The sequence below is a fragment of the Gilliamella sp. Fer4-1 genome, from assembly GCF_001690515.1.
GTDB lineage: Bacteria > Pseudomonadota > Gammaproteobacteria > Enterobacterales > Orbaceae > Gilliamella > Gilliamella apicola_C.
The window spans coordinates 16,955-28,873 of record NZ_LZGZ01000129.1 but is presented as its reverse complement, the minus strand read 5'-3'; the positions used below and the strand labels follow the sequence as shown (position 1 = coordinate 28,873).

Below are 11,919 nucleotides of genomic sequence, written 5' to 3'. Positions count from 1 at the left end.
TCTTATTTATATTTGATAATAATTTATCAATGAGTTCAGCAGAAAACAGACTTGGAGTGCCACCACCAATAAAGATCGAATGAATTAAGCGGTTTGAGCACAAAACAGCATCATGTTGTAAATCTTTAATTAAATGTTCTATATAAGCTTCATAATTGGGGGCTTTTTTTATCGTATGCGAATTAAAATCACAATAAGGGCATTTTTGTACGCACCATGGCATATGAATATACAAACTCATTGGAATTTTATACATAAACGCTGTCTTTCCTGAAACTTTTTGACAACAATAACCAGTATGTTGTTCTATTTTTTATAGTGTGGCATTTTACTTCAAAAAAGTAAAAAAAGCTTTTGGCATCTATTGTATTTTTATTATTAACTTAAAAAGCGTACAATTATTAATAATTTTCGATATTAACTATTGTTAAAATTTGTTATTTAGGAGTAAGTATGAATATTTATAAAGATATTTTAGAAAATAGCTTATCAGGGGTCTCGCTAAGCTCATCGGTTAAGCAATTAACTTATGGCGAACTCCCTACTTTGGTGATTAACCATAAAACTTGTTGTGCAGCGGTGACATTACAAGGTGCACACTTGTTATTTTGGCAACCAATTAATGAGCAAACTCCTGTTATTTGGTTGAGCAACAAAACAAACTTTAAAAAAGGCGTGGCTATTCGCGGTGGTGTACCTGTTTGCTGGCCTTGGTTCGGTCAATCAGGAACGCCGTCTCACGGTTTTGCTCGTATTGTTGAATGGAATTTAGACTCTTGCACTGAAGATGAGCATGGTGTCGATCTCATTCTATCTCTCGTCAATAATCAACAGACAGCGCCTTATTGCAACAAACCTTTCACTGTATCATTAAACCTTCATTTAGGTAAGACCTGTGAAGTTGTTTTAAGTTGTTCTGGTGATTTTGATGTAACTAGCGCACTACATACTTATTTTGGTATCAATAATATTGAAGACGTTGTTGTCAAAGGACTAGGTGAAACCTATCAAGATCGATTAGCCGTTGAAAATAAACCTGCAAAAATAGGGCAATTGACTTTTAACCAAGAGGTTGATCGTATTTATACTAATGCTAGTGACCAAATAACTATCACAAATGGCATTCGAACAGTTCGATTAACTAATACTAATGTAAGTGATGTAGTAACATGGAATCCATGGGTAAATAAAGCTAAAACAATGAGTGACTTTGGTGATGACGAATATAAATCTATGGTTTGTGTCGAATCTGGTTGCATTACAACGCCATTGAAATTATCACCAAATAAAAAATCGACTTATGGTTTTAAAATAGAATTGATTTAAAAATTCACACTATACACTATAAGCACAATCAATGTTTTGCTCGATTGTAATATGATTATTTGATTGCGTTTATTGGGATAACACTCTATAATCTTGTGCACTTTATTAAAGTGCAAGTTTGATAGCCAACTACTGGGTCGCCTGTAATTGGTTTTATTTTAAATCATTAAGAGAAATAAATATGTTTACATTTAAAGCTGAAGTTAGAAAAGAGCATGGTAAGGGTGCGAGCCGCCGCCTGCGTCACGCTGGTAAATTCCCAGCCATTATTTATGGCGGTACTGAACCTGCAATCTCTGTGGTACTTGATCACAACCAAATTTTTAATATGCAAGAAAAACCAGAATTTTATTCTGAGGTATTGACTATTGAAGTTGACGGAAAAGCAACTAAAGTAAAAGTACAAGCAGTACAACGTCATGCGTTTAAACCAAAATTAGTTCATATGGATTTTGTTCGCGCATAATTTATTGATTGGAAAATTATCCAATTACTTGTTTTAAACAAAGGGTCACCGTGATGGTGACCTTTTTGTTTTCGAATCAATAAAGGCTAATGCCTATTGTTATGATTTATCCTGTACACTGACTACCCAACATAATAGAATGATTACATTATATCATCGTAGGAGAGAACCATGTCTGATATCCCAGCTTGCGATTTAGTTATTTTTGGTGCTAAAGGGGATTTGACAAGACGTAAATTACTACCGTCTTTATACCAATTAGAAAAATATGGAAAACTACCTGAACAAACCAAGATTTTAGGTGTAGGACGTGCTGATTGGGATCACGCTGCTTATTGTGAGGTAGCAAAAGATGCCCTAACCTCATTTATGCCAGAGCCATTAGACGATAGTATTTGGCAACGATTCAGCCAACGATTAAACTTTCATAAACTAGATGTTAATGATCGCACTGGATTTGAAACACTGAAAAATAAACTTGATTCAAACAACCCTGCTATTTTTTATTTTGCAATGCATCCAGGGGCTTTTGGTACTATTTGCCAAGGCTTAGCTGCTGCGGGATTAAACCAATTACAAAATAGAATTGTAATGGAAAAACCGCTTGGAACCGATCTAAAATCATCTCGCGAAATTAATGATTCAGTGGCTAAATTCTTTAATGAATCGCAAGTTTATCGTATTGATCACTACTTAGGTAAGGAATCTGTATTAAACCTATTAGCTTTACGCTTTGCAAATACGGTGTTTGCGTCATTTTGGGATCGTAATTCTATTGATCATGTCGAAATTACTGTGGCTGAACAAGTTGGTATTGAAGGCCGCTGGGGATATTTTGACAAAGCAGGGCAAATGCGCGACATGGTACAAAATCATTTATTACAAATCTTAACTATGATTGCAATGTCACCATCAGCAAATCTTGAAGATGATAGTCTACGTAATGAAAAAATAGCCGTACTTAATGCGCTTAGACCAATTGATAAAACAAATATCCGTGAAAAAGTAGTTCGGGGTCAATATACAGCAGGCTTTGTTAATGGCGTTAATGTCCCAGGTTATTTAGAAGAAGATGGCGCAAATCAAAAAAGCAATACCGAGACATTTGTTGCCATTCGCGTTGACATTGATAACTGGCGTTGGGCAGGTGTTCCTTTTTATTTACGCACAGGCAAACGCTTACCAAGTAAATGTTCTGAAGTTGTTGTCTATTTCAAACCGTTACCGCTTAACCTTTTTAGCGAATCTTATCCAGAATTACCACAAAATAAATTGACTATTCGTCTACAACCTGATGAAGGTATGGATATTGAGATTCTAAATAAAGTACCAGGTTTAGATAGCACTCACAATTTGCAAACGACTAAACTTGATTTAAGTTTTAGCGAAACTTTTCATCAACAAAGTGCTGATGCCTATGAGCGTTTACTACTTGAAGTTATGCGTGGTCGCCAAGCATTATTTGTTCATCGTGATGAAGTTGAGGCAGCATGGAAATGGGTCGATTCAATTGTTAGAGCGTGGGAGTTAGACAATGAACAGCCAAAAACTTACCAAGCCGGAACTTGGGGACCTGTAGCATCAGTTGCATTGATTACTAAAGATGGGCATTCATGGCACGAATTCTAATAAAGGAAAATAAAATATGTTTACGTTAAATAAATATGAGAATAATCAGTTATTGATTGAAGATTTAACCTCACATATAGTCAACAAGTTAAAACAGGCGATTGAACAAAAAGGCCATGCTTCCATTGCTGTTTCAGGGGGTAAAACACCAATTCCACTTTTTGCTTTACTCAGCCAACAAGATATGGAGTGGAGCCGAGTTTTTATTACGTTAGTTGATGATAGATGGGTGGATAATACTGATGATGCCAGTAACGAAAAGCTTGTAATAGCTCATTTATTACAAAACAATGCAAAAGTGGCTAATTTTGTTGGCTTGAAGAATAATTGTGATAATCCATTTAATGGAGCAGAAATTACTGAAAAGATGCTAGATAAAATTCCAATGCCATTTGATGTAATAATTTTAGGCATGGGAGAAGATGGACACACTGCTTCATTATTTCCTGGTGCAGCTAATTTGGCAACGGGTTTAGATATGAAATCCGGTCGAAAAGTTGTGGGTATGACACCATTAACCGCGCCACTTGATCGTATAACATTAACACTGCCAACTATTTTAAATAGTAAAAACATATACTTGCATTTAGTAGGAGAAAGCAAAATGCATGTGTTAGAACAAGCTGAAAAAGGTAATGATGTTAACCAAATGCCGATTCGTGCTATCTTGCAACAAGATAAAGTTAATGTCACTGCTTTTTGGGCTGCATCTTAAAATTTCTTCGTTTTTATTTGCCGGTTTATACCTCCGGCAAATCTTTTCACTATGCCTTTTTAGTATAAATTAATTAATCAAATATCTATTATTTTGCGGACTTTTGTGGTAAAAAGTGGGGTTAAGTGGTAAAAAAGAGGTACTTTATTAGCTTATTGATTTTATTAATTAAAAATTAGCTAAGATTTATAGATAATGGTGCTTTTATGTTTAGCGGTGCAATTTCAATCAATTTAGATAATAAAGGGCGGTTAGCTATTCCTACTCGCTACCGTGAATCTTTATCTAAAAGCATGGTTTGCACCATTGGCTTATACCACCCTTGTTTGACGCTTTATTCAATGTCTGAATGGCAAACGATCGAACAGCAACTTGCTACATTATCAACAATAGTTGAAGCTGAACGTAGAATTAAACGATTGTTATTGGGTTATGCAACTGAATGCATGATGGATAATTCGGGGCGAATTTTATTGTCATCTACACTACGGGCTTATGCAAAATTGGAAAGAAATACAATGCTTGTTGGTCAATCGAATAAATTCGAGATCTGGGATGAGACAATTTGGTATCAACAAATTCGTGATGATATTACTGCATTATCAACAGATATTGAAAACTTGTCAGATAATTTGAAAATTTTAACTATTTAATAAGAGCAAAAGATTGATGGATTATCAACATACAACGGTTTTATTAAACGAAGCTGTACAAGCATTAAATATAAAAAAAGATGGCATTTATGTTGATGGTACATTTGGGCGAGGTGGGCACTCTCGCTTAATACTTGAACAACTTGGTGCACAAGGACGATTGATTGCTATCGATCGTGATGAACGTGCTGAAGAAACTGCTTTAGAAATAATTGATCCTAGATTTACTTTTATTCGTGGTGAATTTTCAAATATATATGAGTATATTAATCAGTTAGCATTATTAGGTAAAATTGACGGTATTTTGTTAGACCTTGGTGTTTCATCACCACAACTTGATGATCCTGAAAGAGGATTCTCTTTTATGCGTGATGGACCTTTAGATATGCGAATGAATAACCAAAAAGGTTTAACTGCAAGTGAATGGTTACTAAACAGTGATGAAAACGATATTGCATGGGTGTTAAAAACATTTGGTGAAGAAAAATTTGCCAAACGTATTGCACATGCGATCGTCGAGCAAAATAAGATTTCACCCATTACTCGTACTCTGGAATTGGCTAAGTTAATTGAAAAAGCGACACCCAAAAAAGATAAAAATAAGCATCCCGCTACACGCAGTTTTCAAGCTATACGTATTTATATTAATAGTGAGCTAGAAGAAGTTGAGCAAGCATTAAATAGCAGTTTGTCGGTTCTTGCCAATCACGGCAGGCTTGCGGTTATTAGCTTTCATTCTTTAGAAGATAGAATTGTAAAGCAATTTATTAGCAAACAGAGTAAAGGCCCAGATTTACCCGCTCGGTTACCATTAACAGAACAACAAATTAAACAATATGGCGGTGCTAGATTAAAATCACTCGGTAAAATTAAACCGAATACAATTGAAATTAATAATAACCCGCGCTCTCGAAGCGCAATATTAAGGGTAGCAGAAAGGAAACATGAATAGCCACCAACTCAATGATGCTTTTCGAGATAACATCTATATTGATAAAGATATTCAAAAAAAGCCAAATAAAAGCTTATTTGGCTTAATTATTGGCGATTTGTTTGTCCATCAAAAAATTTCATTATTATTACTTGTAATGATTATTATCTCTGCTGGTGCTGTATTAATAACAACGCAACAGGTTCGTAAACAGCTATTTGAGCGTGAGCAACTTTTATTAGAACAAGATGTATTAGAAAGTGAATGGCGGAACCTGATTATTGAAGAAAATGTACTTGCAGAGCCCAAGCGTATTGAAGAGAAAGCTAAGATTCAATTAGGTATGTCTTATGTAACACCACAAAATGAAACAGTTATTGTGATAAAGAGTAAATAATGAAGCCTGTTACTAAACATAAAAAAGATAAAACTAAAAAGGCAACAAAAACAAATAAGTTGAATAGTAAAAAGCAATTTTTTACTCCAAGCCGTTTTTATATTGTATATACTCTTATTATTTTTGCGATTATTAGTCTTATTGTTCGAATGGCATTATTACAAATTATTGAGCCAGACAAACTCATTGCTGAAGGTAATAAACGCTCGATACGTCATCAAGAAATGGATGCGCCAAGAGCAATGATAACTGACCGTCATGGCCGAGCATTAGCTGTAAGTGTGCCAATGTTTGATGTATGGGCAGATCCTAAAATCGTTGTACAAAAAGGCGGAGTTAAAGCAGATGATATCAGGTGGCAAGGTTTAGCTAAAACGTTGAATATTCCAATGTCGACACTAGAGCAAAAACTAGGTAATGCATCAATGCGATTTGTTTATTTATCTAGACAAGTAACACCAACTATATCTGATTATTTAAAAAAGCTAAAATTACCAGGGATATCATTTGCCAAAACATCCAAACGTTATTATCCTGCGGCAGAAAATATAGCTCAACTAATTGGTTTAACAGACATTGATGAAAATGGCGCTGAAAAGGGTTCTGAAGGCATTGAAAAAAGCTTTAATAAGTGGTTAATTGGTGAATCAGGGCAAAGAATTGTAAGGCGAGATCGAGTCGGTCGTGTTATTGAAGAATTAGAACGAACAGAAAGTGAAACAGCTGCAGACTTAACACTCAGCATAGACGAGCGTTTACAATCGTTGGTCTATACCGAGCTTAGCCAAGCTGTTGAATTTAACAAAGCAGACAGTGGAACAGCAGTATTAGTTGATGTGCACACTGGCGAGATTTTAGCAATGGCAACCAGCCCATCTTATAACCCGAATAATCGTTCATCGCTTGATTATAATTTATTGAGAAATAGAGCTGTTACAGATGCGTTTGAACCAGGCTCGACTGTTAAACCTTTAGTAGTAATGGCTGCTTTAGAAAAGAAAATTGCCAATTTAAATACGATTATTGACACAAGACCATTTTATGTCAATCGCTATGAAATTAAAGATGTGTCATATCAAAAATCACTAAATTTGGCTGGTATATTAGAAAAATCCAGTAATGTTGGCGTAAGTAAACTTGCCTTACAAATGCAGCAAGGTGATCTTGTAGAATTCTATAGTCGTTTTGGGTTAGGCCAGCCAACAGAATTAGGTTTAGGTGGCGAAGTCAGTGGTTCAATTGCAGCGGATAGAACAAGAAAATGGGCTGATATTGAACGAGCTACATTTGCGTTTGGGTATGGGCTAAGAGTTACACCATTACAGTTAGCTAGGGCTTATGCGACTATCGGTAGTTATGGTATTTATCGACCAGTAACAATTTTAAAGGCCACCGAACCTGTTAAAGGTAAACGTGTTGTTTCTGAAAAAGATGCAAAAACAGTTGTTCAATTAATGGAAGCTGTGGCGGTTACTGGTGGCGGTACGAAGGCATCCGTCCCTGGTTACAGTGTTGCGGTTAAAACAGGAACTGCAAAAAAATTATCTGGTGGCCGGTATGTTAATCAATATCTGGCTTATACAGCAGGTATTGCCCCAGCAACAGGACCAAAATATTCTCTTGTGGTTGTTATTGATAATCCTAAAGCTGGTCAGTATTATGGTGGCTCAGTCTCTGCCCCTGTTTTTAGCCGCATTATGGGAGGTGTTCTTAGAACAATGAATGTAAAACCAGATCGCCAAATTGATGGCCAAATGATTATTTATTGATAGGTGGAAAATAATGACTACAAGTTCTTTTTATACATTATTTGAGCTATTAGGTGGAGGTGGAAGTCGAAATCTAAAATTAGACAATTTTTCACTTAATCATTTGTGTATTGATAGCCGTAAAGTGAAGAAAAATGATGTATTTGTTGCTATCAAAGGGCATGCCGTTGACGGTCGAGCATTTATTCAACAAGCTATTGCTGCTGGTGCTGCTGTTGTCTTGATCGAAACAAAAAGAAAATCAAATGACTTAAAAATTGATTATCTTAAGCAAAACAATAAATCTGTCATTCCACAAATAAGTGTTTTTCAACTTTCACAACGTTTATCATTAATTGCTAATGATTTTTACCATACCCCTTCAAAAAAATTATCCGTTATTGGTGTGACAGGAACGAATGGAAAAACAACCGTTAGCCAGCTTATTGCTCAATGTACAACATTATTGAATGAGAAAACAGCAATAATGGGGACTATTGGTAATGGCATTTATAATCAACTTGAACCATCTATCAATACGACGGCATCTGCAATAGATATACAAACATTATTAGCTAATTTTGTAAAAAAACAGGTGAAAATTGTAGCCATGGAGATTTCTTCTCATGGGCTTGCAATGGATCGTGTTAAAGGACTAAATTGTGCTGCCACCGTATTTACCAACCTAAGTCGCGATCATCTCGATTACCATAAAACCATGGGGAAGTACGCCAAAGCAAAATGGTCGCTATTTAGTCCTGATGAAAAAGAAAAACAAGTTTTAACCGCTGGCAAATCAATTATTAATTATGATGATAAATATGGAAAAAGATGGATTGAAAAGCTTACGCAAGTGACAGCTGTCTCATGCCAACCGAAATCATTACGGCAATTGAAAGCATTAAATATACCTTATGTTGGCGTTTCTATGATTGATTATCACGACAAAGGCGCCAAAATTTATATGGAGTCAAGTTGGGGGAACGCCATTATTAATAGTCGGCTACTAGGTGAGTTTAACGTTTCTAATTTGTTATTAGCGATAGCTACACTTTTAACATTGAATTTTCCATTTTTTGCTGTAGTTAATATGGCCGCTTTTTTGAACCCCATTTGTGGGCGAATGGAGGTGTTACACGTAAAAAATAGTCCAACGGTTATTGTTGACTATGCGCATACTCCAGACGCATTACAAAAAGCCTTACAAGCAAGCCGAATACATTGTAAAGGTTCTTTATGGGTGATTTTTGGCTGTGGTGGAGATAGGGATACGGGTAAAAGACCTTTAATGGCTAAAATAGCAGAACAATTTGCCGATAAGATTGTTCTGACAAATGACAATCCACGAACAGAAAACGAGATGAAAATTATTCATGACATTGAGCAAGGCTTAGTAAGTAAAAAAAATGTACAAGTTGTTACTGACAGAGTACAAGCGATAACCCAAACGCTTGCTCAAGCAAATATTAATGATGTGATATTGATTGCTGGAAAAGGGCATGAAGATTATCAAATTGTGGATAAAACTAAATATCATTACTCAGATCAAGAAACAGTCAAAAGACTTTTAGGAGTTGAAAGTCAATCATGATCCCATTAAAAATCGAACAATTAAAAAAAATTGTGGATGGTAAATTTTATCATATCCAAAACGAAAGTATTATGATTGATACTATTTGCACTGATTCACGAAAACTAACTGAAAAATCATTGTTTATCGCCTTAGTAGGTGATAGTTTTGATGGGCATCAATTTGCCCAACAAGCCATTCAAAATGGTGCTATTGCTGTGGTTGTCAATCGTAAACTCGATTGTCTAATACCGCAAATTGTCGTTGATGATACACGCCAAGCGTTAGGTAAAATTGCTTCATTTATTCGCCAACAAAGTCAAGCAAAAATTGTCGCATTAACAGGTTCTTCTGGCAAAACTTCTGTTAAAGAGATGACAGCTGCAATTTTAGGCAATTGTGGCCAAACACTTTATACTCAAGGGAATTTTAATAATGATATTGGTGTTCCACTTACCTTATTTCGATTAACTCCCCAAGACAATTTTGCTGTAATAGAATTAGGTGCTAACCATATTGGCGAAATTGCTTATACTACAAATATTGTTAAGCCACAAAGTGCTTTAATTAATAATATTGCTGAAGCTCATATTGAGGGATTTGGCTCGCTTGAAGGTGTAGCAAAAGCTAAGGGTGAAATCTTTCAAGGCTTGCCCAAAGATGGCATCGCTATTATTAATTTAGATAGTTATTCGGATAAATGGTTTACTCAACTGATAAATAAAACAATTTGGACTTTCTCATTGGCTAACCCATCAGCTGATTTTTATGCCAGCAATATTACATATGCTCAAAACACTACTTTTATATTACATACTCCTAAAAGCGAATGTGAAATTAAGTTACCACTAATTGGGCAACATAATATTTCAAATGCGATTGCAGCCTCCGCTTTGGCGATCTCTGTTGGCGCAACGTTCAACCAGATTCAGCAAGGTTTAGCCACCTTAAAACCAGTAAAAGGCCGGTTATTTCCAATCAAGCTAAATCAAACCCAATTAATTTGGGATGATACTTATAATGCCAATGTTGGTTCAATGTCTGCGGCAGTTAAAGTTTTGGCAAAGCAGCCTGGGTATCGAATTTTAGTGGTTGGTGATATGGGGGAATTAGGATGCGAAGCAGAAAAATATCATCGGCAAATAGGTGAACTTGCTCATGATGAAAAACTTGATTGTGTCGTAAGTGTTGGCAAATTAAGTCAATTTATTAGCCAATATAGTGGTGTAGGTCACCATTTTAATAATAAACAAGATGCAGTAAATTATCTATTAATGTTATTACGTCAATATCCAACTTTAACTATGCTGGTTAAGGGATCGCGTAGTGCCAAAATGGAAGAAATTATTGAAAAAATTCAAATTGAAAAGCTAAAAATGAATCAGGATTAAAATTATGTTTGTGTGGATATCAGAATATTTAGTTAAACATTTTACCTTTTTTAATGTTATCTCTTATTTAACAGTAAGAGCCATTTTAGGTCTATTAACCTCGCTAGCTATTTCATTATTTATGGGACAAAAAGTTATTGATTGGTTGCAAAAACTACAGATAGGACAGGTGATTCGTAATGATGGACCTGAATCCCATTTAAGTAAAAAAGGAACGCCAACTATGGGGGGAACGCTTATTTTAGCCTCCATTTTATTATCGGTGTTGTTATGGGCAGATCTTCGTAATCCTTATATATGGATTACCTTATTTGTGTTAATGGGTTATGGCATTATTGGTTTTACTGATGATTATTTAAAAGTCATTCGTAAAAATAGTGCTGGTCTTATTGCTAGATGGAAATACTTTTGGCAATCAGTCATTGCGTTAATTGTCGCTTTTGGTCTTTACGTTTATGGAAAAGATAGCGCAGCAACAGTACTTGTTGTGCCATTTTTTAAAGAGGTGATGCCTCAATTGGGTTTATGGTTTATCTTGTTAACTTATGTTGTTATTGTCGGTGCAGGTAATGCCGTTAATTTAACGGATGGACTTGATGGACTCGCCATTATGCCAACTGTTTTTGTTGCAGCTGGTTTTACCCTTGTCGCTTGGGCTACTGGCAATGTCAATTTTGCCGCCTATTTAAATATCCCTTATATTAAATTTAGTGGTGAATTGATGATTGTCTGCATGGCAATTATTGGCGCGGGACTTGGTTTTTTATGGTTTAACACATATCCTGCAATGGTTTTTATGGGCGACGTTGGCTCTCTAGCTTTAGGCGGGGTGTTTGGTATTATTGCTGTGTTATTACGACAAGAATTTTTATTACTCATTATGGGAGGGATCTTTGTTATCGAAACGCTCTCCGTTATTTTGCAAGTTGGATCGTTTAAATTACGTGGTAAAAGAGTTTTCCGTATGGCACCCATTCATCATCACTATGAATTAAAAGGTTGGCCAGAACCGCGTGTTATTGTACGTTTTTGGATAATTTCATTAATGTTAGTTGTAATAGGTTTATTAACTTTGAAGTTACGTTAATAAACA

General features: G+C 35.5%; 12 protein-coding genes. 11 read left to right on the top strand and 1 reads right to left on the bottom strand.

The genetic code is table 11. From position 1 onward, the window contains the following. Positions 1-256 (bottom strand): radical SAM protein (locus A9G30_RS04560; protein ID WP_335340249.1); only part of this gene is annotated, 256 nt, incomplete at its 3' end. Between the two features lie 197 nt (positions 257-453). On the opposite strand from A9G30_RS04560, the gene A9G30_RS04555 reads away from it, so the two are divergent. The 11 genes from A9G30_RS04555 to mraY all read left to right on the top strand — a co-directional run bounded on the left by A9G30_RS04555 (position 454) and on the right by mraY (position 11,913). Then, positions 454-1,326, top strand: a complete 873-nt coding sequence (locus A9G30_RS04555; RefSeq protein ID WP_065580738.1) for a D-hexose-6-phosphate mutarotase — start codon at positions 454-456, stop codon at positions 1,324-1,326. A gap of 181 nt (positions 1,327-1,507) precedes the next feature. Further along, entirely contained in the window at positions 1,508-1,792 is a 285-nt protein-coding gene (gene rplY / locus A9G30_RS04550; protein WP_065567998.1) for a 50S ribosomal protein L25, read from the top strand. A 171-nt stretch (positions 1,793-1,963) separates the two neighbouring features. Further along, a complete protein-coding gene (gene zwf, locus A9G30_RS04545; RefSeq protein ID WP_065588192.1) occupies positions 1,964-3,421 on the top strand; it encodes a glucose-6-phosphate dehydrogenase in 1,458 nt (485 codons plus the stop codon). 16 nt (positions 3,422-3,437) lie between these two features. Further along, the gene (gene pgl, locus A9G30_RS04540) at positions 3,438-4,136 is read left to right on the top strand and encodes a 6-phosphogluconolactonase (protein WP_065580739.1); all 699 of its coding nucleotides are present in this window, start codon (positions 3,438-3,440) and stop codon (positions 4,134-4,136) included. A gap of 206 nt (positions 4,137-4,342) precedes the next feature. Further along, complete coding sequence (gene mraZ / locus A9G30_RS04535) at positions 4,343-4,789, top strand: division/cell wall cluster transcriptional repressor MraZ (protein WP_065588191.1); 447 nt, start codon at positions 4,343-4,345, stop codon at positions 4,787-4,789. A gap of 16 nt (positions 4,790-4,805) precedes the next feature. Beyond that, the gene (gene rsmH, locus A9G30_RS04530) at positions 4,806-5,741 is read left to right on the top strand and encodes a 16S rRNA (cytosine(1402)-N(4))-methyltransferase RsmH (protein WP_065566558.1); all 936 of its coding nucleotides are present in this window, start codon (positions 4,806-4,808) and stop codon (positions 5,739-5,741) included. After that, entirely contained in the window at positions 5,734-6,117 is a 384-nt protein-coding gene (gene ftsL / locus A9G30_RS04525) for a cell division protein FtsL (protein ID WP_081295663.1), read from the top strand. Before rsmH ends, ftsL begins: the two co-directional genes overlap by 8 nt. Next, complete coding sequence (gene ftsI, locus A9G30_RS04520; protein ID WP_065566557.1) at positions 6,117-7,886, top strand: peptidoglycan glycosyltransferase FtsI; 1,770 nt, start codon at positions 6,117-6,119, stop codon at positions 7,884-7,886. The genes ftsL and ftsI overlap by 1 nt, the downstream gene beginning before the upstream one ends. Positions 7,887-7,899: 13 nt before the next feature. Further along, complete coding sequence (gene murE, locus A9G30_RS04515; RefSeq protein ID WP_081295660.1) at positions 7,900-9,456, top strand: UDP-N-acetylmuramoyl-L-alanyl-D-glutamate--2,6-diaminopimelate ligase; 1,557 nt, start codon at positions 7,900-7,902, stop codon at positions 9,454-9,456. Continuing rightward, positions 9,453-10,826 (top strand): UDP-N-acetylmuramoyl-tripeptide--D-alanyl-D-alanine ligase, encoded by a 1,374-nt coding sequence (gene murF, locus A9G30_RS04510; protein WP_065588190.1) that lies wholly within the window; start codon positions 9,453-9,455, stop codon positions 10,824-10,826. Before murE ends, murF begins: the two co-directional genes overlap by 4 nt. A 4-nt stretch (positions 10,827-10,830) precedes the next feature. After that, positions 10,831-11,913: a phospho-N-acetylmuramoyl-pentapeptide-transferase gene (gene mraY / locus A9G30_RS04505; protein WP_065588189.1), complete on the top strand. Its 1,083-nt coding sequence runs from the start codon at positions 10,831-10,833 to the stop codon at positions 11,911-11,913. Positions 11,914-11,919: the final 6 nt, after the last annotated feature.